The 22,081-nt window shown below is 68.8% G+C and carries 22 protein-coding genes; 8 read left to right on the top strand and 14 right to left on the bottom strand.

From position 1 onward, the window contains the following. Nucleotides 1–21 precede the first annotated feature (21 nt). From ACNI65_RS02485 to ACNI65_RS02470, 4 genes are all read right to left on the bottom strand, one after another. Nucleotides 22–1,074, bottom strand: a complete 1,053-nt coding sequence (locus tag ACNI65_RS02485) for a S49 family peptidase (RefSeq protein ID WP_416760973.1) — start codon at nt 1,072–1,074, stop codon at nt 22–24. Beyond that, complete coding sequence (locus tag ACNI65_RS02480) at nt 1,075–1,461, bottom strand: Rieske (2Fe-2S) protein (RefSeq protein WP_416760972.1); 387 nt, start codon at nt 1,459–1,461, stop codon at nt 1,075–1,077. It abuts the gene before it with no gap. 71 nt (nt 1,462–1,532) lie between these two features. Then, the gene (locus tag ACNI65_RS02475; protein WP_416760971.1) at nt 1,533–2,189 is read right to left on the bottom strand and encodes an HAD family hydrolase; all 657 of its coding nucleotides are present in this window, start codon (nt 2,187–2,189) and stop codon (nt 1,533–1,535) included. A gap of 34 nt (nt 2,190–2,223) precedes the next feature. After that, complete coding sequence (locus ACNI65_RS02470; RefSeq protein ID WP_416760970.1) at nt 2,224–3,213, bottom strand: RluA family pseudouridine synthase; 990 nt, start codon at nt 3,211–3,213, stop codon at nt 2,224–2,226. A gap of 792 nt (nt 3,214–4,005) precedes the next feature. Here ACNI65_RS02470 and ACNI65_RS02465 point away from each other — a divergent pair. The 3 genes from ACNI65_RS02465 to ACNI65_RS02455 all read left to right on the top strand — a co-directional run bounded on the left by ACNI65_RS02465 (nt 4,006) and on the right by ACNI65_RS02455 (nt 9,913). Further along, nucleotides 4,006–7,137 (top strand): Rne/Rng family ribonuclease, encoded by a 3,132-nt coding sequence (locus ACNI65_RS02465; protein WP_416760969.1) that lies wholly within the window; start codon nt 4,006–4,008, stop codon nt 7,135–7,137. A gap of 190 nt (nt 7,138–7,327) precedes the next feature. Then, the gene (locus ACNI65_RS02460; RefSeq protein WP_416763553.1) at nt 7,328–8,851 is read left to right on the top strand and encodes an oligopeptide:H+ symporter; all 1,524 of its coding nucleotides are present in this window, start codon (nt 7,328–7,330) and stop codon (nt 8,849–8,851) included. Between the two features lie 30 nt (nt 8,852–8,881). Next, nucleotides 8,882–9,913 (top strand): hypothetical protein, encoded by a 1,032-nt coding sequence (locus ACNI65_RS02455; RefSeq protein WP_416760968.1) that lies wholly within the window; start codon nt 8,882–8,884, stop codon nt 9,911–9,913. 64 nt (nt 9,914–9,977) lie between these two features. On the opposite strand, the gene ACNI65_RS02450 is transcribed toward ACNI65_RS02455, so the two are convergent. After that, complete coding sequence (locus tag ACNI65_RS02450) at nt 9,978–10,346, bottom strand: hypothetical protein (protein ID WP_416760967.1); 369 nt, start codon at nt 10,344–10,346, stop codon at nt 9,978–9,980. A 132-nt stretch (nt 10,347–10,478) separates the two neighbouring features. After that, nucleotides 10,479–11,441 (bottom strand): LysR family transcriptional regulator, encoded by a 963-nt coding sequence (locus ACNI65_RS02445; RefSeq protein WP_416760966.1) that lies wholly within the window; start codon nt 11,439–11,441, stop codon nt 10,479–10,481. Nucleotides 11,442–11,552: 111 nt separating this feature from the next. Here ACNI65_RS02445 and ACNI65_RS02440 point away from each other — a divergent pair, with 111 nt between their 5' ends. Next, the gene (locus ACNI65_RS02440) at nt 11,553–12,782 is read left to right on the top strand and encodes an MFS transporter (RefSeq protein WP_416760965.1); all 1,230 of its coding nucleotides are present in this window, start codon (nt 11,553–11,555) and stop codon (nt 12,780–12,782) included. 11 nt (nt 12,783–12,793) lie between these two features. On the opposite strand, the gene ACNI65_RS02435 is transcribed toward ACNI65_RS02440, so the two are convergent. Then, on the bottom strand, nt 12,794–13,132 hold the full coding sequence (locus ACNI65_RS02435) for a nuclear transport factor 2 family protein (protein ID WP_416760963.1): 339 nt from the start codon (nt 13,130–13,132) through the stop codon (nt 12,794–12,796). Nucleotides 13,133–13,157: 25 nt separating this feature from the next. Further along, nucleotides 13,158–13,805 (bottom strand): LysE family translocator, encoded by a 648-nt coding sequence (locus ACNI65_RS02430; RefSeq protein WP_416760962.1) that lies wholly within the window; start codon nt 13,803–13,805, stop codon nt 13,158–13,160. A 120-nt stretch (nt 13,806–13,925) separates the two neighbouring features. Between ACNI65_RS02430 and ACNI65_RS02425 the strand changes: the two genes are divergently transcribed. The 4 genes from ACNI65_RS02425 (at nt 13,926) to ACNI65_RS02410 (ending at nt 16,945) form a co-directional block, all read left to right on the top strand. Further along, a complete protein-coding gene (locus tag ACNI65_RS02425; RefSeq protein WP_416760960.1) occupies nt 13,926–14,339 on the top strand; it encodes a VOC family protein in 414 nt (137 codons plus the stop codon). A 35-nt stretch (nt 14,340–14,374) separates the two neighbouring features. Then, nucleotides 14,375–14,884: a GNAT family N-acetyltransferase gene (locus ACNI65_RS02420; RefSeq protein WP_416760959.1), complete on the top strand. Its 510-nt coding sequence runs from the start codon at nt 14,375–14,377 to the stop codon at nt 14,882–14,884. A 145-nt stretch (nt 14,885–15,029) separates the two neighbouring features. Next, complete coding sequence (locus tag ACNI65_RS02415) at nt 15,030–16,409, top strand: DUF2314 domain-containing protein (RefSeq protein WP_416760957.1); 1,380 nt, start codon at nt 15,030–15,032, stop codon at nt 16,407–16,409. 92 nt (nt 16,410–16,501) lie between these two features. Continuing rightward, on the top strand, nt 16,502–16,945 hold the full coding sequence (locus ACNI65_RS02410; protein ID WP_416760956.1) for an STY0301 family protein: 444 nt from the start codon (nt 16,502–16,504) through the stop codon (nt 16,943–16,945). Between the two features lie 15 nt (nt 16,946–16,960). On the opposite strand, the gene nagZ is transcribed toward ACNI65_RS02410, so the two are convergent. From nagZ to rnc, 6 genes are all read right to left on the bottom strand, one after another. Next, nucleotides 16,961–18,046 carry a beta-N-acetylhexosaminidase gene (gene nagZ, locus ACNI65_RS02405; protein WP_416760955.1) on the bottom strand — a complete coding sequence of 362 codons (1,086 nt, stop codon included), beginning with the start codon at nt 18,044–18,046 and terminating at the stop codon, nt 16,961–16,963. A 13-nt stretch (nt 18,047–18,059) separates the two neighbouring features. Beyond that, nucleotides 18,060–18,455 carry a holo-ACP synthase gene (acpS, locus tag ACNI65_RS02400; RefSeq protein WP_416760953.1) on the bottom strand — a complete coding sequence of 132 codons (396 nt, stop codon included), beginning with the start codon at nt 18,453–18,455 and terminating at the stop codon, nt 18,060–18,062. 70 nt (nt 18,456–18,525) lie between these two features. Continuing rightward, complete coding sequence (locus ACNI65_RS02395; RefSeq protein ID WP_416760952.1) at nt 18,526–19,308, bottom strand: pyridoxine 5'-phosphate synthase; 783 nt, start codon at nt 19,306–19,308, stop codon at nt 18,526–18,528. Then, nucleotides 19,305–20,105, bottom strand: a complete 801-nt coding sequence (recO, locus tag ACNI65_RS02390) for a DNA repair protein RecO (protein WP_416760950.1) — start codon at nt 20,103–20,105, stop codon at nt 19,305–19,307. Before recO ends, ACNI65_RS02395 begins: the two co-directional genes overlap by 4 nt. Before the next feature lie 20 nt (nt 20,106–20,125). Beyond that, nucleotides 20,126–21,019: a GTPase Era gene (gene era, locus ACNI65_RS02385; protein ID WP_416763552.1), complete on the bottom strand. Its 894-nt coding sequence runs from the start codon at nt 21,017–21,019 to the stop codon at nt 20,126–20,128. Between the two features lie 345 nt (nt 21,020–21,364). Continuing rightward, a complete protein-coding gene (rnc, locus tag ACNI65_RS02380) occupies nt 21,365–22,072 on the bottom strand; it encodes a ribonuclease III (protein WP_416760949.1) in 708 nt (235 codons plus the stop codon). Nucleotides 22,073–22,081: the final 9 nt, after the last annotated feature.

Genomic DNA, 22,081 nt, shown 5'->3' with positions numbered 1-22,081 from the left:
CATCCACGGGAGCGCCTCGGCTCAGCGGATCGTCATCGTCGAGCGGGCGGCCTTGACCGCGCCCTCGCCCAGGGACGCGCCGAAGCGCTTGGCGAGGCGCTCGGCGACGTTGTCGCGCGGCGTGTAGTCGACGACGTCCTCCGCCTTCACCACCTCGCGGGCGACGAAGTCCAGGTTGCCCGTGCCGTCGGCCAGGCCCAGCTTGATCGCCTGCTCGCCGTTCCAGAACAGCCCCGAGAACATCTCCGGCGTTTCCTTCAGCCGCGTGCCGCGACCCTCGCGCACCACCGCGATGAACTGCTGATGGATCTGGTCCAGCATCGCCTGCGCGTAGGCCTGCTGCTTGGGCGAGACCGGCGAGAACGGATCCAGCATTCCCTTGTTCTCGCCCGCGGTCATCAGGCGGCGCTCCACGCCGACCTTCTTCATCACCTCGGTGAAACCGAATCCGTCCATCAGCACGCCGATCGAGCCCACCACCGACGCCTTGTCGACGTAGATCTCATCGGCGCCTGCGGCGATGTAGTACGCCCCCGACGCGCAGATCTCCTCGACCACCGCGTAGACCGGCTTGTTGTGCAGCGCCTTGAGCCGCTTGAGCTCATCGTTGACGATGCCCGCCTGCACCGGACTGCCCCCCGGCGAGTTGATGCGCAGCACCACCGCGCGCGAGCCCGGATCCTCGAACGCGGCCTTCAGCGCGGCGTTGATCAGCTCCGCGCTCGCCTCGGTGTCGGACGCGATCTCGCCGCGCACCTCCACCAGCGCCGTGTGCGGGCCGGTCGTCGCGCCGGCATGGTGCTTGGGCGACACCATCGCCCACACCAGCAGCACCACCAGCGTCACCCAGATCAGCCGGAAGAAGGTCTTCCACCGCCGGTCGCTGCGGCGGTCGCGCAGATAGTCGTGCGCGAACTGCTCCAGCACGTGCTCGTAGCGGCCCGGGCCCGCCGCGGTGGATGAAGCAGGCGCGGGCGCAGCGCCGGCTCTGAGCATGTCCTCGGGATGCGGCGTGGCATCGGGGATCGGACGCGGCAGGCCCGCGTCGGCGTGGGGATCGTCGTGTTGGCTCATTCAATCCTCGAAAGCTGGCCGCGTGTCGCGGGAGGGATACCAGAAGACCTGTCCGTCGTGCTCGCGCACCTCGAGCTTGGTCAGCCCGAAACGGCCGCACATGCCCGTGACGCAGCGCCCGTCCATCGGGTGGTAAACGGCGCCGTGGATGCTGCAGATGATGTATTCCTTGCGGGTGTCCAGGAACTCGCCCTCCTGCCAGTCCATCTCCGTGGGCACATGCGCGCAGCGGTTGAGGTAGGCGACGACCTGCCCGTCGAAACGCAGCGCGAAGGCCGAGGCCGGCTGGCGGAAGTGCAGCACGTCAAACGTGTGGGCGCGGCCGCGCTCCTCCAGCTCGGCGGAGGGGCACAGGGGCACGGCAGTGGATTCGGATTCGGCGGACATCGGGAACGGCAACAGCGGGGGTCAGGCGTGGTCAGGCGGGGTCAGGCGGGGTCAGGCGGGGTCAGGCGGGGTCAGGCGTTGTTCAGCAACCAGTCGCGCAGCGTCGGCACGTCATGCGCGACGAGCAGCGGGTCGAAGCCGCGCAGCGACTCGTGCGCATGCGCGCCGTAGGTCACCGCCACCGCCGGGCATCCGGCGTTGAGCGCCAGCTGCAGGTCATGCGTCGTGTCGCCGATCATCAGCGTGCGCTCGGGTTCCGCGCCGAACTCGCGCATCAACTCCAGCAGCATCTGCGGATTGGGCTTGCCGGCGGTCTCGTCGGCGGTGCGGGTGCCGTCGAACAGCGTGGTCATGCCCACCGCCGTCAAGGCCTCGTCCAGCCCGCGGCGGCTCTTGCCGGTCGCCACGGCCAGCCAGTGGTGCCTGGCCTTGAGATCGCGCAGCAGCTCGGGCACGCCGTCGAACAGCGTGACCTCATGCGCCGAGGCGAAGTAGTGATGCCGATAGCGCTGGCCGAGTTCCGGATAACGCTCGCGGTCCAGGCCGGGCAGCGCGTACTGCAATGCCTCGATCAGGCCCATGCCGATGACGTAGGCGGCGCGCTCGCGCGAGGGCGGCTCCAGGCCCAGGTCCGCGGCGGCGGCCTGCATGCAGCGCACGATCAGCGCGGTGGAGTCGAACAGCGTGCCGTCCCAGTCGAAGACGATCAGATCGAAGCGTTGAGGCATGGCGTGGGAATGAGGGTCGTCAGGGCGCGGCCGGTCAGGTCACCGGTCCGCGCAGCGCGGCCAGGAGTTTCTCGCACTCGGGCGGCAGCGGCGCCTCCAGGGTCAGCGTCTCGCCGCTGGCCGGGTGGGTGACGCGCAGCGCGCGGGCGTGCAGGAACATCCGGTCGAATCGCAGCGCGCCGCGCGCGAGCGCCCGGTTGGCCTCGAAGTCACCGTACTTCGGATCGCCGACGATCGCATGCCCCTCATGGGCGAGGTGCACGCGGATCTGGTGCGTGCGCCCGGTCTTGATCGTGACGTCCAGCAGGCTGTAGCCGGGGAAGCCCTCCACCACCCGCACCAGGCTGATGGAGCGCTTGGCCTGATCGGCCTGCGGGTCCTTGGGGTCGGGCACCGCGCGCACCCAGCGCTCGCCGTCGCTGCCGACGAATTTCAGCAGCGGCACGTCGATCACCTTCCTGGACTTCGTCCACGTGCCGCCCACCAGCGCCGCATAGGTCTTGCCGGTCTCGCGGTCGCGGAGCTGGTCCTGCAGATGCGTCAGCGCGCTGCGCTTCTTGGCGATCATCAGCAGCCCGGAGGTTTCCTTGTCCAGCCGGTGCACCAGCTCCAGGAACTTCGCCTGCGGACGCGCACGGCGCAGCTGCTCGATCACGCCGAAGCTCACGCCCGAGCCGCCGTGCACCGCCACGCCGGCCGGCTTGTTCACGACGATCAGGTGCTCGTCCTCGAAGACGACGGGGAACTCGCGCGCGGGAATGGCGGGATCGGCCGGTTTCTCGGCCAGGCGCACCGGCGGCACGCGCACGATGTCGCCCACTTCCAGCCGCGAATCGGCGGCGCAGCGGCCCTTGTTGATGCGCACCTCGCCGGACCGGATGATCCGGTAGACCAGCGTCTTGGGCGCGCCCTTGAGCTCGCGGATCAGGAAGTTGTCCAGGCGCTGGCCCGCCGAGCCCTCGTCCACCGGGATCAGCCTGACCTGGGCCGGCGCGGGTTCAGGCGCTGTCGCGGACGCTGTCACGGGCGCGGGCGCGGCGGCTTGCGGAAGGGGCTTGGCAGAGGGCGCCGACCCCTTTTCCGAGGGCCGCGGACCCCTCGTGGCACTGCGGGCAGTCCCTGGGGCGGCCTTGCGGGCTTTAGCCCCTATAATGCTGCTTGCCACGTTTGCGTTGTAAGTATTTGATTTTTCTCATTTTACTCGGGCGTGAGCGTTCGAGCTCGACAAGAACGTGGCGTTGAGCAGCCATTGTGAGTAGGCTGCTCATTACTTTTGGTGATGCAACATCAGGTCAACGGCGTCGGGCCCGCTTCCCAAAGCGAGCGGGCAGTCACGGTGTCCTGATGGCAGAGCAACGTCGTCAGAACCATTGCTCACGCGGTCGACCGCATCCTTGGATGTCGGCAGGCGGCGCGGGCAGCACAACAAGGTTTCACGACGTCAGCGAGGGGGCGAAAGTCCAGGCGCTGACGTCAGCACCCAGGCCCCGTTTCCGGATGTTTTCCTCGGTCTCTCCCACCCCCCGCCGCCTGCGAGCGCGTGTTGGCTTCGTCCACACGCCGGGCTCCGGCCGTGGTCGGGTCGCGCCTCAAGCGGCGCGCATGCGGACCGGAACAGCCGACCCGGGGCCCGCGGCGCACGCGCCAACGCTGCAGCGCTGAACGGCCCGGCCGTTCAATTGCAGTCCAGGGCGATCCTTTCATTGGTTCTTTCGCGTTTCTCGTGCATCGGTCGAATCGCCCGCCGGTGAAGACTCTCCGGCAGCGGTTCACGTGAATGCGCGCCAGCAGGAAAAGCTGGCGTGGAGGAGAACTGATGAAACGCATGCTGATCAATGCGACGCAGCAGGAAGAGCGTCGCCTGGCCATCGTCGATGGACAGAAGCTGCTGGACTTCGAGACCGAGATCGAGGGCCGCGAGCAGCGCAAGGGCAACATCTACAAGGCGGTCGTGACGCGCGTCGAGCCGTCGCTCGAGGCCTGCTTCGTCGATTACGGCGAGGACCGCCACGGCTTCCTGCCCTTCAAGGAAATCTCGCGCCAGTACTTCAAGGACGGCGCCGACGTGCGCTCGGCCAAGATCCAGGACGCGATCAAGGAGGGCCAGGAGCTGCTGGTCCAGGTCGAGAAGGAAGAGCGCGGCAACAAGGGCGCGGCGCTGACCACGTTCGTGTCGCTGGCCGGCCGCTACCTGGTGCTGATGCCCAACAACCCGCGCGGTGGCGGCGTCTCGCGCCGCATCGAGGGCGAGGACCGCGAGGAGCTCAAGGAAGCGCTCGACCAGCTCGAGTACCCGAAGGGCATGTCCCTGATCGCCCGCACCGCCGGCATCGGCCGTTCCGCCGCCGAGCTGCAGTGGGACCTCAACTACATGCTCAAGCTGTGGACCGCCATCGACGAGGCGGCCCAGGGCGGCAAGGGTGCGTTCCTGATCTATCAGGAGTCGTCGCTGGTGATCCGCGCGATCCGCGACTACTTCACCGCCGACATCGGCGAGATCCTGATCGACACGGACGACATCTTCGAGCAGGCCCATCAGTTCATGAGCCATGTGATGCCGGAAACGGCGCACAAGGTGAAGCGTTATCGCGATGACGCGCCGCTGTTCAGCCGCTTCCAGATCGAGCACCAGATCGAGACGGCCTTCAGCCGCACGGTGAACCTGCCCTCGGGCGGCGCCATCGTCATCGACCACACCGAGGCACTGGTCTCGGTCGACGTGAACTCGGCGCGCGCCACCCGTGGCGGCGACATCGAGGAAACCGCCACCCGCACCAACCTGGAAGCCGCCGACGAGATCGCGCGCCAGATGCGCCTGCGGGACCTGGGCGGCCTGATCGTCGTGGACTTCATCGACATGGAGGAGTCCAAGAACCGCCGCGAGGTCGAGCAACGCCTGCGCGACGCGCTGCGCCAGGACCGCGCCCGCGTGCAGTTCAGCTCGATCAGCAAGTTCGGCCTGCTGGAACTGAGCCGTCAACGCCTGCGCCCGGCGCTGAGCGAAGGCAGCCACATCACCTGCCCGCGCTGCAACGGCACCGGCCACATCCGCGACACGGAGTCCTCCGCGCTGCAGATCCTGCGCATGGTCCAGGAAGAGTCCATGAAGGACAACACCGCCGCCGTGCACGTGCAGGTGCCGGTGGAAGTGACCAGCTTCCTGCTCAACGAGAAGCGCACCGAGATCACCAAGATCGAGCTCAAGCAGCGCGTGACCGTGCTGCTGGTGCCCAACAAGCACCTGGAGACGCCGAACTACAAGCTCGAGCGCCTGCGCCACGACGATCCGCGCCTGGAGAACCTGCAGGCGAGCTACACGATGATCGAGGAGCCGCAGGAAGAGGTGGGCATCACCCGCCGCGGCGCCGAGAAGAAGAACAAGCAGGAGCCCGTCATCAAGGGCCTGATGCCCGAGCAGCCGGCCCCGATGCCGACCGCCCCCGCGCCCAAGGCCGCGGAACCGGTGGCCGCGGCGCCGGCGGCGCCCGTCGCCGCTCCGGCGCCGGTCGCGGCGGGTGGTGGCTTCTTCGGCATGCTCAAGCGCCTGTTCGGCGGTGCTCCGGCACCCGCGCCGGAACCGGCTGCCAAGGCGGCCGAGCCCGTCAAGAAGGAACGCAGCGAGCGCGGTGAACGTGGCGAGCGGGGTGAACGCGGCGAGCGTGATCGCAACGCCCGCGGCGGTGATCGCAACCGCCGTGGCGAGCGCGGCGAGCGTGGTGAGCGCGCCGAACGTGGCGACCGTGGCGAGCAGAAGCCGCGTGATGGCAAGCCGCGCGGCGAAGGCAAGCCGCAGCAGGAAGGCCGCGGCGAGCGTCCGGAACGTGGCGACCGCGCCGAGCGTGGTGATCGCGCCGAGCGTGGTGAACGTTCGGAACGTGGCGAGCGCGGTGGTGACCGCAACCGTCGCGGCGAGCGTGGCGACAAGCCGGAGCAACTGGTCGACGGCGCACCGCGCCAGGACCGTGCCGAGCGCGGTGATCGCGCGGAACGCGGCGAGCGCCAGGAACGTGGCGAGCGCGGTGATCGGGGCGAACGCGGCGAAGGCCGCCGCCGTCGCGAGGAGCGCCCGGCCGACGTGACGCAGGAGCTCGCGCCGCTGGCCGGCACCGAAGCCGCCAACACCGAGTCGCCGATCGCCTTCGCCGACACGCAACCGCTGGACGCGCCGATGGATGCGCCGGCCGGTGAATCGGGTGAGGAGCGTCAAGGCCGCCGTCGTCGTCGTCGTGGCAACCGCGGTGAGCGCGGTGCCGAGGGCGCCGAGCAGGTCGAGGGCACGCTGGTCGAAGGCCAGGCGCCGCAGGGTGAGACCTCGTTCGCCGACGGCGCCGAATCGGCTGCCGCTCCGGTGGTCGAGGGCGAAGCCGGCGCGGAATCCGCTGAAGGCGTTGAAGGTGCCGAAGGCGAAGCGCGCGGTGAAGGCCGCCGTCGTGGCCGCGGCCGCGATCGCTACCGCCGTGACCGTCGCGAAGGCGAAGGCGCTCCGGCGGAAGGCGGAGAAGGTGGCGAAAGCGCCGGCCTGATCGCTGAAGGCGAAGTCGTCTCGCCGGCCGTGGCCGCGCTGGACGCCGTCGTGCTGGACGCGGGTGCCGCGCCTCAGCAGCTGGCCCTGGGCGATGAGCCCAAGCAGGCGCCGGTGCAAGCTGTCGCGCCGACGCCGGTCGCCGCGCCGGCTCCGGTGGCCGCTGCCCCGGTGGCTGCGCCGGCAGCGCCGCGCTTCGAGCTGCCGATGGCCGAGCTGAGCGCGGTCGCCGATGGCGCCGGCCTGGTCTGGGTCAACAGCGATGCCGACAAGATCGCCGCCGCGCAAGCCGCGATCGCCGCCGAGCCGGCCGCCGCGCCGCTGGGCCGCGAGCCCGCGCCGGTCGTCGTCGTCGACGAAGGCCCGCTGGTGCTGGTCGAGACCCGCAAGGATCTGAGCCAGTTCAAGCTCCCCTTCGAGGCTTGAAGACCGGTTGATCCATTGAGATCGCGACGGACGCCCACCAGCGTCCGCCGCCCCTAGCCGCCGCGGCGCTCGCCCGGCGGCTTTCCTTTTGGGGCGTCACGAGCGCCCGACCTGACGGAGACAGACCTTGAACACCTCCACCATCGCCGCCCAGCCGGGCAGCGCGGCGGGCGCGGCGACCTCGCCCAAGATGCCGCCCCAGATCCCGTACATCATCGCCAACGAGGGTTGCGAGCGCTTCAGCTTCTACGGCATGCGCAACATCCTCACGGTCTTCCTGATGACCAGCCTGCTGCTGGCCATCCCGGAACCGCTGCGCAAGGGCGAGGCCAAGGAGGTCTTCCACACCTTCGTCATCGGCGTCTACTTCTTCCCGCTGCTCGGCGGCTGGCTGTCGGACCGCTTCTTCGGCAAGTACAACACCATCTTCTGGCTCAGCCTGGTCTACTGCGCCGGCCACGCCTGCCTCGCGATCTTCGAGAACAACCTGCGAGGCTTCTACTTCGGCCTGTTCCTCATCGCGCTGGGCTCGGGCGGCATCAAGCCGCTCGTGAGCTCCTTCATCGGCGACCAGTTCGACAAGAGCAACCGCACGCTCGCGCAGAAGGTCTTCGACGCCTTCTACTGGATCATCAACTTCGGCTCGTTCTTCGCGTCGCTGCTGATGCCGATCTTCCTGGACAAGTTCGGCGCCAGCGTCGCCTTCGGCATTCCCGGCGCGCTGATGTTCCTGGCCACCGTCATCTTCTGGAGCGGCCGCCGCAAGTACACGCACGTGCCGGCCGGCACCTCGCACAAGGACCCGCATGGCTTCCTCAAGGTCGTGCGCACCGCGCTGCTCAGCGCCGCGCCCGGCCAGGGCCGCGGCGGCCTGATCGTCGCCGCGCTGGGCGTCGTGCTGGCGATCGGCGCGCTGGCGCTCACGCCCAACCTGGGCTTCGTCGTCGCGTTCTGCTCGGCGCTCGTGCTCGTGATGGGCTTCGGCGGCGTCGGCGCGTGGATGCAGCTGGAGCGCGCCCGCGCCGTGCATCCCGACGAGGCCGTCGAGGGCGTGCGCACCGTGCTGCGCCTGCTGGTGCTGTTCGCGCTCGTCACGCCGTTCTGGTCCCTGTTCGACCAGAAGGCCTCGACCTGGGTGCTGCAGGCCGACCAGATGGCCAAGCCCGAGTGGTTCAAGTCCTCGATGATGCAGGCGCTGAACCCGGCGCTGGTCATGATCCTGATCCCGTTCAACAACCTGGTGCTGTATCCGCTGCTCAGCCGGATGGGCCTGAAGGTCACGGCGCTGCGCCGCATGGGCGCGGGCATCGCGTTCGCGGGCCTGGCCTGGATCGTTGTGGGCGGGCTGCAGCTGTGGATCGACGGCGGTCATGCGGTGGACATCACCTGGCAGGTGCTGCCCTACGCGCTGCTCACGCTGGGCGAGGTGCTGGTGTCGGCGACGGGCCTGGAGTTCGCCTACAGTCAGGCGCCGCTGGCGATGAAGGGCGTGATCACGAGCTTCTGGAACCTGTCGGTGACGATCGGCAACCTGTGGGTGCTGCTGGCCAACTCGAGCGTCAAGGGCGCGACGGTGACGGCCTACATCCAGTCCACCGGCACGAGCGTCACGGCCTTCCAGATGTTCTTCTTCGCCGGCTTCGCGCTGGTGGCGGCGCTGCTGTTCGCGCTCTACGCGCGCGGCTACCGCATGCAGGACAACTATCGGGGCTGAGGCCCCATCGACCTTGGAGGGAGTAGAAGAATGAAACGAATCCATCTGCCGCGCCTGGGGCTCCTGGCACTCGCGCTGGCGCTGCACACCGGCGTGACGGTGGCCGCACCGGCAGCGCCGGCCGCCCCGGCCACGGCGGCCGGCACGACCGAGCAGATCAAGCTCAACATGGTGCCGCTGCCGGCCTCGCGCCAGCAGATCGACACGACGATGAACTCGCGCCTGACGATGACGCTGCAGCTGCCGGCGGACGCCAGCGAGCAGATGCGTGCGGGTGCCGCGGAGCTGCAGAAGCTGATGCCGCTGCGGATGACGACGGTCATGCGCCAGACGCTGACGACCACCGCGCTGGACAAGGACGGCGCGTACCAGCTGGACGCCGAGGCGGTCACGCTGAAGTCGGAGATGCGCAACGCGGCCGGTCAACCGCAGACGGTGCCCAAGGCGCCGACCGTCTCGATGACGGCGACGATCAAGGACGATCAGATCGAGTCCACCGCCATCAGGACCGGGGAGCTCTCGCCCGAGGAAGCGCAGGTCATGTCCAAGGAGGCGCGGGAGCAGCTGTACAAGCAGGCTTTCGACTGGCTGACCAAGTTCAACGGCGTCCCGATGAAGGTCGGCGAATCCGTGGAAATGCCGCTGGACCTGGCGCTGCCGACCGGCCCGCGAGGCTTCAACGGGCGCCTGCTCGCCAAGTACACGCTGGTGAGCGTCAACAAGGGCGTGGCGTCCTTCGACATCAACGTCCGCATGGACATGAACATCACCGCGCCGTCGTCCACGGCCAGCGAGGCGTCGAGCGCTGACGCCGCGGCGGCGGCCGCCGCCCTGGCGGAGACCAAGGCCACGATGACGGGCGCGGGGAAGATGGACTTGCGCCTGTCCGATCGACTGACGCTGCGCAACACGATGACGATGCGCATGGGCATGGACCTCGAACCGCAGCCGGGTCAGAAGATGCGCATGGACATGGAGATGGACATGGTCGGCATCGGCAAGGCTCTGCCGGCGGCGAAGAAGGCACCGGCCTCACCGGCCAAGCCGGCGACCAAGGGCTGATCGGCGCTCGTCGTGCGCTGCAGCCGCGAGGCAGCGCACGGTGAGTGGGCAGCGCTGGAGTAGCTCACGGCGCGATCTTCGTCCAGGCCATCAGCATCCCGAGCAGACCGACGCCGCCGCCGACAGCGGCCATCGTCCAGCTGATGGACTCGCCGATGCGGCGCTCCACCAGGGCGGCCAGGTCGCTCCTTGTATGCTGGATCTCGCCGCGCAGCACGCTGACCTCAGTCTTGACCTCCTCACGCAGGACTCGGACTTCGGTCTTGACCTCATCGCGAAGGCTGCGGATATCCGCCTTGATTTCCTGGAAGTCGGCCTTGGTCATGGCCTCCTCCTTGAACCGGGTCCGGATGTCGTCCTGCACGGCCTCTGCCGCCTCACGGGCATCACTTTCAGGAACCCCCGCGCGCTGCAGCGCGAGGAACATCTTCATTTGCATGGAAGTCCTCTCTTTCTCTATGGAGACAACGAGGACGGAAATCTATGCCGATCGGTTCGCCGAGACACTGACCTCTTTTGAGAGCGAAACGCGCGTTTCGACTTGAACCAGTAGGCGTGCTGACGCTTATCTCCGTCGCACCTCGCGCATGCCGCGCATCGTCGGGATGACCTCGCGCATGACCTGCAGGAAGGCGCGCAGCCGCGCGGGCTGCAGACGCCTCGACGGGTAGACCAGCGAGATCGGCAACGGCGCCGCGCACCACGCCGGCAGCAGCCGCACCAGACGGCCCTCGGCGATGTCGTCCATCACCGCCCATTGCGAGACCAGCGCCAGACCCAGGCCGCGTCGCGCCGACTCGATCAGCGCGAACAGGCTGTCCGTGCCCAGGCGCGGCCGGAACGCGATGTGCAGGCGCCCTTCCCCGGTCGAGCCCTGCAGATCCACCCCGTCGCGATAGAAGGCCAGCAGCGCCAGCCACGGCATCGCGCCGAGCAGCGTCGCGATCTCCTCGGGCGGGCGCTTGTCCAGGCCCTTGGGCAGCTTCTTCACGAGCGCCGGCGCCGCGACCAGCACGCGCGGCACCTCGGCCAACTGGGTCGCGATCAGGTTGGGCTGGCTGATCTCGCCGACCAGCAACGAGCAGTCGACGTTCTCCCGGCTGAAATCAGGCAACTGATCCTGCAGCATCCATTCGACCGACACCCGGGGATGCTTCGTCAGGAACGCGGCCAGCGGCTCGATCAGCTGGCTCTGGCCGAATGCATGCGGTACCCGCAGGCGCAAGGTGCCCGAAAGCTCCTCGCCGCCCTCGAGTTCCTCGGCCAGCGACGACCAGCCATCGAGCAGCTCCTGCGCCTGCGCGGCGCAGCGCTCGCCCTCCTCGGTCAGACGCAGGCCGCGCGTGGAGCGCTCGACCAGGCGCGCGCCCAGCAGCGTTTCGAGCTGCTGCACACGGCGGCTCACCGTGGGCTGCGTGGTGTCGAGCTGCAGCGCGGCGGCGGAGAAGCTGCCCGCTTCCGCGACGCGGAGGAAGGTCTGCAGCAGCGCGAGGCGGTCCTGGCCGCTGTCCCGGAGCATGTCGTTCATGGGTCGCTTTATACGCCGTGCGTATGGATGCTGTGCGATCGAGGCCGGTTCCGCGACGGACCTCGTTTCCCAAGAATGCGAGCCAACCTGTTCTTCTCCCCAGGAGATGCCATGACCTCGATACCCCTCACCGCGGAGTCCCGCACCCACGCGGCCCCCGCCACACCATCAACGCCATCCACCCCCTCGACGCCGCTGATCGTGCTGCTCGCCGCGTCGGCCGGACTGGGTGCGGCCTCGCTGTACTACAGCCAGCCGATCCTCGCGCCGCTGGCGGCGGACCTGCACGCCTCCACGGGTGGTATCGGCGCGGTGCCGATGCTCACGCAGCTCGGCTACGCGGCGGGCATCCTGCTGCTGACCCCGCTGGGCGACCGCTTCGATCGGCGCCGCGTGATCCTGACCAAGTTCGTGCTGTTGATCGCGACGCTGCTGATGAGCGGCTTCGCGCCGGGCTTCGCGCCCTTCCTGGTGGCGAGCGCCTTGCTGGGCCTGACGGCCACGCTGGCGCAGGACGTCGTGCCGATGGCCGCCGCGCTGAGCCCCGCCGAGCATCGCGGCCGCATCGTCGGTCAGGTCATGACCGGGCTGCTGTTGGGCATCCTGCTGTCGCGCGTGATGAGCGGGGTGATCGCGGACGTGCTGGGATGGCGCTGGGTCTACGCGCTGGCGGCGCTCGCGCTGACGGTGGCGGGCCTGGCGAGCTGGCGCTGGCTGCCGGCCTCGCCGCCGGTCATGCGCACGACGTATGGCGCGCTGCTGCGCTCGCTGGGCGGCTTGTGGCGGGCGTGGCCGACGCTGCGTCGGGCCGCCATCGCGCAGGCCCTGCTGGCGGTGGCGTTCAGCGCGTTCTGGTCGACGCTGGCGGTGATGCTGCATGAGCGCTTCGGCCTGGGCAGCGCGGTGTCGGGCGCCTTCGGCCTGGCGGGCGCGGCGGGCGCGCTGGCCGCGCCGCTGGCGGGCCGGATCGCCGATCAACGCGGGCCGGGCGTGGTGACGCGCCTGGGCGCGCTGCTGGTGACGCTGTCCTTCGCGGCGATGTCGGTGACGGCCTGGCTGGACCGCAGCGCCGCGATCGTCGTGCTGGTGGTGCTGGCGATCGTCTTCGACTTCGGCGTGCAGGCGGCGCTGGTCGCGCACCAGACGATCGTCTACAGCCTGGACCCGGCCGCGCGCAGCCGGCTCAATGCGCTGCTTTTCACCGGCATGTTCATCGGCATGGCGACCGGCGCGGCGCTGGGCAGCCTGCTGCTGTCGCACTGGGGCTGGCTGGGCGTGACGGGCCTGGCCACGGTGGCGAGCGCCGCGGCGCTTGTCGTGCGGCTTGGCGCCGACGAGTGAAGCGAGCCGGCTCAGTCGCCTCGGCCGAGGTAGGCGCGGATGGCGGTGATGCGGCCCTCGTCGTCGAAGTCCAGCACATCGACGACGAAGAGCTCGATGTCGCCGTTGACGAGGATGCGCAGCTCGCCGGCGACGGAGCGCTCGCGCTCGAGGACGGTGAGCACCTCGATGCGCAGCGAGCTCGCCGATTCGAAGTTCTTGCGCGTCTCGGCGATCACCGCCTCGCGGCCGCGCACGGAGAGATGCCAGTCGCGCAGGGCCACGTCCGGCGACAGCATCGCGGCGATGCCGTCGAGGTCCTTGGATTCGTAGCGGTGGAGGTAGTCGAGGAAGCGGGCTGGGAGGGTCATGGCGCGGCGAAGTCTGGGAAGGACTTCACTGCGTCCGGCCGCGCCAGCCGATCAGGCTGACGCCGAGCGCGACGAAACACGCGCCGAAGGTCCGGTTCATCAGCATCACGCGGCGTGGCGAGGCCAGCCCGCGGCGCAGCGCGCGCGCCAGCACGACGTAGAAGCCGTGCGCCAGCACCGCGCACGCCGAGAAGGTCACCGTCAGCACGACGAAGTCGCGCATCGCGGTCTCGGGGTGGTTCATGAACTGCGGGAACAGCGCAGTGAAGAACAGGATCGCCTTCGGATTCGTCAGCGCGACCATCACGCCGCGCAGGAACAGCGCACGGCGCGTCAGGCCGGCCGTCTCGGCGGAGGCCGCGTCGCCATCGGGCATCGCCGACATGCGCTCGCCCTGACGCCACTGCTTGATGCCCAGCCACACGAGGTAGCAGGCGCCCAGCAGCTTGACGATGAGGAAGGCGCGGGCGGAGGTGCTCAGCAGGACGCCGAGTCCGGCCGTGGTGGCCGCGGACACCGCGAGCAGCCCGATCGCGTTGCCCAGCGAGCCGACCATCGCGCGGCGCGGTCCGACGCTGAGCGAGTTGGAGATCGCCATCAGGACCGCGGGGCCCGGCGTGAAGGTGACGAACAGCGCCACGCTGACAAACCCCAACCAGCCGGTCACATCCACCGCGATCTCCTCAGCGCACGACACAGGAAGCGCCGATGTTACCGGGCCGGCCTTCGCGGCTAGGATCGCGCGATCGATCACCCTTCGCGCGCATGACGCGCGAGTTCCGCGGGAGTGCCCATGCGATCGCTGTTCCACCTGGCCTATCACGTGCGCGACCTCGACCAGGCGCGCGCCTTCTACGGCGGCGTGCTCGGCTGCGAGGAGGGGCGCAGCACGGACACCTGGGTCGATTTCGACTTCTTCGGTCATCAGATCTCGCTGCACCTGGGCGAGCCCTTCGCGACAGGCAACACGGGCAAGGTCGGCGATCACCTGGTGCCGATGCCGCACCTGGGCGTGATCCTGCGGATGGCGGACTGGCGCGCGTTGGCGGACCGGCTGGAGTCGCAGGGGGTCGCGTTCGTGCTCAAGCCCAGCATCCGCTTCGCGGGCCAGCCCGGCGAGCAGGCGACGATGTTCTTCCTGGACCCGTCGGGCAACCCGATCGAGATCAAGGGCTTCGCGTCGACGGACGGGATCTTCGCGACGTGAGCGGGATCGCGACGCCAGCCTTCACCGAGCCCGCCATGCACCTGCGCGTCCTGACCCCACTCGACACCGCCGACATCGACCTGGTCGCGCAACGCATGCGCGCGACGCTCGTGGAGGTCGAGGGTGAAGCGGCCGGTGGTGGGATGTACTCGATGGACTGGCTGCGCGACCGCGTGCGTTGGCATCTCGATGGCCGCGCGGCGGAAGTCGTCGTGATCACCGATGACGACGGCGGGGTCATCGGCCACACGATCTATCGACGAGAGGCGCCCGACGGCGCCCTGCCCTTCGGGCTCATCTCCACGACCTATGTCACGCCGGAGGCTCGCCGGCTCGGCGCCGCGCAACGGTTGCTCGCGCGCGCCGAGGACTGGTTCCGCGCTCAAGGCCTCCAGATGGCCTGCACCTGGACCTCCTCGACCAACACCCCGCTGATCGCGCTCTATGGCCGCAACGGCTACCTCGAGGCGGAGCGCGGGCCCAATGGGGTCACGGGGACGATGATGGTGCGCCTGGCAAGGAGCTTGCCGATCACCTCACGTTGAGCGAGACGACATTGCCCAAAGGCATCGGGGTCCATTCGTCGTCAGGGTCGAGGGAGGTGCGCACTGATCGATGTTCCCGGGTCGCACACCCGCCTCGTCGGCATAGACTCCGCCCCGACAGGGAGAAAACCACATGTTCCGACGCATGAAGATCGCCAGCCGACGAGGCGTACAGGCGGCACTGCGACTCATGGCGCTCATCACGTTCGGCGCACTCGCCATGCCTTTGGCGGCGGCGCCGGACCAGCCCGCTGCTGCGGGCCGACTGCAGGACGCAGCAATCCGCTATCAATTTGCCATCTACTACCCGGATGCGCCAGCCAAGCCGCCTATCGACGCGCTGCGCGCGCGACTGAGCCGGATGACAGCGCCGCCCAAACTGGTCGCCCGAATCTCGATACCGCCGAAGAGGGCCATGATCGCGGCCACTCTCAATCTCAAGGCTCAGCAGGAGTACGCACCACCGCGGCCGAGCCAGGTCCACTACTTCGGCCGAGGTCTCACCACTGCGCAGGCGGAAGGCCTGCAGCGAGCGCGTCAGGCGCTGATCCTCGACTTCGGCCATCCGGCCAAGGCATCGATGTCCGCCTACCGCGCCTCGCTCGTGATCGCGGAACAGGTCGCGCGAGACACGGGCGGACTCCTCTGGGACGAGGAAACCCGCGAGATTTTCACCGTCGACGAATGGCACAAGCGTCGCCTCGAAAGCTGGCAGGGGGATCTCCCCGATGTATCCCAGCAGACCATCATCCACGCGTATCAGGGCGACGGCCAGTTGGTGCGCTCCATCTCACTGGGCATGGGCAAGTTCGGTCTGCCGGACGTGGTCATCGCTCGCTTCCCGTGGTCGTCCACCGATCGCATGGGCTGGCTGCTGAATGCTTTCCTGCAAGGCTTGGTCGAAGGCGCGCCCTCGGGCGCGCAAGGCCGCTTCGAGCTCGATTTCCGCGCCATCCGCCATGACCGCCTGCGCCAACGGCTGCTGGAGCAGGCCTCACCCAAGGGCTCTGGCAAGGCCGCATTGCTCGTGGTCACGACACCGATGGAGCAAGGTGATCCGCAGAACCGGTTGCTGGCGCTGCGTTTCGACCGCGCCGCAGGCAAGGACGAGGGCTCACGTCAGGACTCGCTGCTGGCCGGTCTGTTCGGCTCGACCGAAGGCAAGGTGGCATGGATCCGCGATGGAGACGCGACCCTGGCGGCTGCGAGCAAAGCAGCCAAAGCCAAGCTGCCCGCCCTGCGCGAAGCCTTCAATCGCGGCTTGCGGCCCGGCGAGTACATCCTGGTCAAGGCGCCATTCAGGCTGGCCAACGGTGGCACCGAATGGATGTGGGTGGAAGTCAGCGCGTGGTCCGGCGACGTGATCACTGGATTGCTGAAGAACGAACCCGCCAACATCCCCTCGCTGCACGCGGGGCAGCAGGTGACCGTGTCCCAGCGCGAGCTCTTCGATTACTCGCGCCACTTCCCCGACGGCCGGATCGAAGGCAACGAAACGAGCAAGATCATCGAACGGCTGCGGTGAGCCTCAAGTCGCCCCCGCCTACAACCTTAGACACCGCGGCGCGAGCAGAAGCTCCTCCGCGGTGCTGCGTACGCAACCATGCAGTGGTGACCATGCCCTTGTCGAAGTCCGCTCTTGCCGCCATCCTGACCCTCACGGGCCTTCAGGCCTGCGCGGCTCCCGCGCCTTTCAGCTGTCCCGCCGAATGGGCGTCCACGAAACAGGAAGCCGCGGACACACCTGAAGGATTCACGGTCGCGCGCGAAACGCCTCAGGCCAAGCACGACCTCGGCGGATTCCGCGTCAATCAGGGCCCGATCGAGGAGCACCAGGGCGCGATCTACGACGACCTGAAAACCCAGCGCGACGCCAAGGGCGGTGTCACCGAGACGCTCATCTGGAACGTCTCCACGCTGGATCGGCCGCTCGCGATCTGCAGCTACACCGGGACCCGGCTCGTCCTCACACGACCTCTCGCCGGCTACACCCAATGCATGGCGATCATGCGCAAGGACCGGGGCGCGATGATGACCCTCCGTTCGGTCAGCTGCCGCTGATCTCGACGACGCGCCTCACGGCAAGCGCGCCAGCGCCTCCAGGTACCGCGGCGCGAGCATCAGCTCATCCCAGGTGAGCGGCGCCGATTGCGGCACCAGCGCGGCCCGCCGCGCCTCGCTGTCGATCGCCGGCGTCCACGCGCCCGTCGATGCCGCCACCGTCAATCCGTCCAGCAACTCGTCGATCGCGCGGCCGTTGTCCTCGGTGCTCTGGTTGCACAGCAGCACCAGGTCGCAACCCGCGTCCAGCGCCGCCAGCGCCGCCTCGGTGTACCCCACAGGACGACCCTCGATCACGCGCGCCGCGGCCATGCCCAGGTCGTCGCTGAACACCGCGCCCGCGAAGCCCAGACGGTCGCGCAGGATGTCCTGCAGCCAGCGCCGGCTGAATCCCGCCGGACGGCTGTCCACCTTGCGATAGATCACGTGCGCCGGCATCACCGCCGACAGGCTGAGGCTCAGCCACTCGAACGGCCGCACGTCCTCCGCCAGGATCGCCTTCAGCGACCGCGTGTCCACCGGCACGCCCACGTGCGAATCCACGCTGACGAAACCATGCCCCGGGAAGTGCTTGCCGCAGCTGCCCATGCCCGCCAGCGCCAGGCCCTGCATCAGGCTCTGCGCCAGCAGGCTCACCACGCGCGGATCCTGGTGGAAGCTGCGCGAGCCGATCACCGGACTCACCGACTGCCGCGTGTCGTCCTGATGATCCAGGTCCAGCACCGGCGCGAGGCTCATGTCCACGCCGCAGGCGCGCAGCTCCAGCGCGAGCACCAGACCCGTCGCCGTCGCGGCCTGCACCGCGCGCATCGCATCCTCCATCCACAACTCGCCGAGCGTGCGCATCGCCGGCAGCGCCGTGAAGCCATCGGTGCGGAAGCGCTGCACGCGGCCGCCTTCCTGATCCACCGCGATCAGCAGGTCCGGGCGCAGCGACTTCGCCTCCGCGCACAGCGCCGTGAGCTGCGCACGATGCTCGAAATGCCGCGCGAACAGGATCATCCCGCCCGTCAGCGGATGCGCCAGCCGGCGTCGGTCGTCGGCGCTCAAGGTCGTGCCGGCGATGTCCAGGATCACCGGCGCATGCAAGGTCTCGGTCATGGGCTTGTCTCTCTCAATCCTTGGTTTCCACGACCACGAAGGCGGTCGCGTAGTCAGTCTCGTCGCTGACGGTCACATGGGCCCGCAGGCCCTTCGATTCAAACCATTCGGCCAATCCGTCGTGCAGCCGGATCTCCGGTTTGCCGCTGCGTGCCTTCACGATCTCGCAGGCCCGCCACGTCATCGGCATGCGCATGCCCATGCCGATCGCCTTGGAGAAGGCCTCCTTCGCCGAGAAACGCGTCGCCAGGTACGCGATGCCGCGCGCCGGGACCTTCGCGTACCGCTCGCGGAAGACCTCCATCTCGTGCGGCCCCAGGACCTTCTCCGCGAAGCGCTCACCGCGCCGCTCGAAGGTCATGCGGATGCGCCGGATGTCGCAGACGTCCGTGCCGATGCCGTAGATCATCGCGACCCTTTCATGCGCGCCCGGTGCGCGTCTTGTGCCCGCTTCGTGGCGTTCTCGTGCGCAAGTGCAATCAGACGTACGCGCGCTGGATGCAGCGCTGGTAGTCCCGCACCGTCTCGGCGTAACCGAGCTCCAACGCATCCGCGATCAGCGCATGGCCGATCGACACCTCCGCCACGCCCGGCACCTCGCGCAGGAAGCGCGTCAGGTTGTCGCGGTTCAGGTCGTGCCCGGCATTGATGCCCAGCCCCTGCGCCAGCGCCGCGCGCGCGGCCGCCGCGAATCCCGCCACCACCTCGGCCTCGCGCGGCGTGCCGAAGGCGCTCGCCCAGGTCTCGGTGTAGAGCTCGATGCGCTCCGCGCCCAGCGCGGCCACGTGCGCCATCGCCTCGGGCAAGGGATCCATGAACAGGCTCACCCGCACGCCCAGCGACTTGCACTCGGCGATCATCGGCCGCAGCCGCTCGGCATCCGCCGGCAGGTTCCAGCCATGGTCCGAGGTGAACTGGTCCTCGCTGTCCGGCACGAACGTCGCCTGATGCGGACGCACCTCCCGGATGAAGTCCATCAGGTTCTGCGTCGGATTGCCTTCGATGTTGTATTCCGCCTGCGGCCACGCCTTCATCAGCGCGGCGAGCTCGCGCACGTCGCCCGCGCGGATGTGGCGCTCGTCGGGCCGCGGATGCACCGTGATGCCCTGCGCGCCGGCCTCCAGGCACAGCTGCGCCGCGCGCGTCACGCTGGGAATGCCCAGATGCCGCGTGTTGCGCAGCAGCGCGACCTTGTTGACGTTGACCGAGAGCGCGCAACGCGCGTCATGGCGGCCGGATTCGGGAGCGATCAGCGGATTCATGTGAGCAGCTTCTGGACGTCGAGCAGGACCTGCCGCGTCCGCAGGGGACGATGGCCGAGATGATAGTGAAGCAGCGCGCGCAACATCGGCTTCAGGGCCGGACCGGCCTGCTCGCAGGCCTGTTGCAGCGCGGCCGGGCTGCCATGCAGCAACGCGGCCTGGATCTGGATGAAGGCCATGCCGGTGAGCTGCGGCGTGTCGGCTGCCGGCGCGATCACGCCGGATTCGGGCGCCAGCACATAGGCGCGCTCCGGATCGAGCGGCGCCTGCGTCGTGGCCAGCACACTGAGATCGGGCAGCAGGCCGCAGGTGGCCAGCAGCTTCAGCTCAAACGCGCGCAAGGCCGCCTGGGCGTCCTCCACCGACCCCAGCCTCGGCAGCAGCGCCGCGTAGGCATCGAAGAGCTCGGGCTGCGGGTCCTGCCGCGGGAGGAACTTCAACAGCAGCTCGTTGACGTAATACCCGCTGAACAGCGCCGCGCCGCTGGGCAGCGTCTGACCGCCCACCCATTCCGCGCCGCGCAGCGACTGCACCTCGGCCGCGCCGTCCTCGTTCATCCTCGAGGGCTTGGACAGCGTTACCTGCAGCCGCAGGAACGGCAGCAGCACCGATCTGAACTGGGAATACGGCCGCTTCGCGCCCTTGGCCACGATGGCCAGCCGGCCATGCTCGCGGCTGAACAGGTCCAGCACCAGGCTGGTCTCGCTCCAGTCGTAATGGTGCAAAACAAAAGCCGCCTGCGTGGCGGGCGGCTTCGAGGGCGCTTTGGTGGACGCCCTGGCGGCGCGGGTGGCCATCGGACGACTCCGCGCGTCGATCATTCGTAGCCGTAGCTGCGCAGGTGTTCTTCCGAATCCGCCCAACCCGAGCGCACCTTGACCCACAGTTCCAGGAACACGCGCGCGTCCCACAGCCGCTCGAGTTCCTGGCGGGTCTCGGAGCCGATGCGCTTCAGGCGCTCGCCGCCCTGGCCGATGATCATGCCCTTCTGCGCGTCGCGTTCCACGACGATGGTCGCGGCGATGCGGCGCAGATTGCCTTCCTCTTCCCAGCGATCGATGATCACCGTCGCCTCGTACGGCAGTTCATCGCCGGTCAGGCGGAAGAGCTTCTCGCGGATCATCTCCGCGGCCATGAACTTCTCGCTGCGGTCGGTCAGCGCGTCCTCCTCGTAGAACCATTCCTGGCTCGGGAGGTAGGGCTTCAGGATCTGGAACAGACGCTGCACGTCCGAGTCCTTCTTGGCCGACAGCGGTACGAACTCGGTGAAGTTGCGACGCTCCTGCATGCTCTTGAGCCAGGGCATCATCTCGGCGCGCCGGGTGACCGCATCCAGCTTGTTGGCGACCAGCACCACCGGCTTGTTCTGCGGCAGCAGCGACAGCACCTTCGCGTCATCCAGCCCGAATCGGCCGGCTTCCACGACGAACAGCACCAGGTCCACGTCCGCCAGCACGCCCTGCACCGTCCGGTTCAGGTTGCGGTTCAGCGCGGTGCTGTGCTTGGTCTGGAAGCCCGGGGTGTCGACGAAGACGAATTGCGCCTCGTCGACGGTGCGCACGCCGGTGATGCGGTGACGCGTGGTCTGCGCCTTCTTCGAGGTGATCGACACCTTCTGGCCCACCAGCGCGTTCAGCAGCGTGGACTTGCCGACATTGGGCCGGCCAACGATGGCGATCAGGCCGCAGCGCAGGTCGCCCTCGTAGGGCATCGCGCCGATGCCGCCCTGGATACCGGACAGCCCGTCGCCGTCATGCTCGCCCTCCCCGTCCTCAGCGCCCTCAGCCTCCTCAACGTCAAGGAGGTCGTCGCCCTCGGGAGCCGCTTCGGCATCGTGGCCGTGGGCAGGCACGTGAGCGTCAAGATCGTGCGGAGCGGAGTCGTGCGGGGCGTTCAGATCGGGGTCCTTGGAAACGGCGGAAGAGAAAGTCTGGGCGTCGGTCACGGGCGTGGCCGACGGATCGGAAGAAGACGCCGTCGCCGGCGCCTTCGGGGTTGTCGGAGGTTTCGGTGCGTTCATCGCGGGCTCCGCGTCATCGCGCAGTCAGGGGTGCGCTCAATCGCGCAGGCCGGTACCGGGCCGGTCACCCGCGAGCAGTTCATCCAGCACCTGGCGGGCCGCTTCCTGCTCGGCGATCCGCCGCGAGCGGCCCTCGCCGCGACGCGACAGCGACAGCGCCGCCACCTCGCATTCAACCGTGAAGGTCTGCGCATGCGCCTGACCGCGCGTCTCGGCGATGCGGTAAGCCGGCACCGCCAGCTTGCGCGCCTGCAGCCATTCCTGCAACGCGGTCTTGGAGTCCTTGGCCCACTGCTCGATGCCGCTGGCGGCGATCGTCTCGCCCAGCAGCCGGCGCACGATCTCGCGCGCCGCCTCGTAGCCGCCGTCCTGGAACGCGGCGCCGATCACGGCCTCCAGCGCGTCCGCCAGGATCGACGGACGCTGCGCGCCGCCGCCGCGGGCCTCGCCCTCGCTCATGCGCAGCGCCTCGGGCATCTGCAACTGCAGCGCGAGGCGGTGCAGGCTGTCCTCGCGCACCAGGTGCGCGCGGATGCGGGTCAGGTCGCCCTCGTCCGAACCGGCGAAACGCTCGAACAGCAGCGCCGACACCGCCAGGTTCAGCACCGCGTCGCCGAGGAACTCCAGGCGTTCGTTGTGCTGCTGCCCGAAGCTGCGGTGCGTCAGCGCGCGCTGCAGCAGTCCCGCCTGCGTGAAGCGGTAACCGAGGCGTTGCTGAAGGGCGTCGAGCGCGTGCGGAGTCATGGCCGGTGA

The sequence above is a fragment of the Roseateles sp. So40a genome (assembly GCF_048081605.1).
In the GTDB taxonomy this organism is placed as follows: domain Bacteria; phylum Pseudomonadota; class Gammaproteobacteria; order Burkholderiales; family Burkholderiaceae_C; genus Roseateles.
The sequence above is the reverse complement of the archived record's forward strand: the minus strand, read 5'-3'. Positions and strand labels throughout refer to the sequence as shown.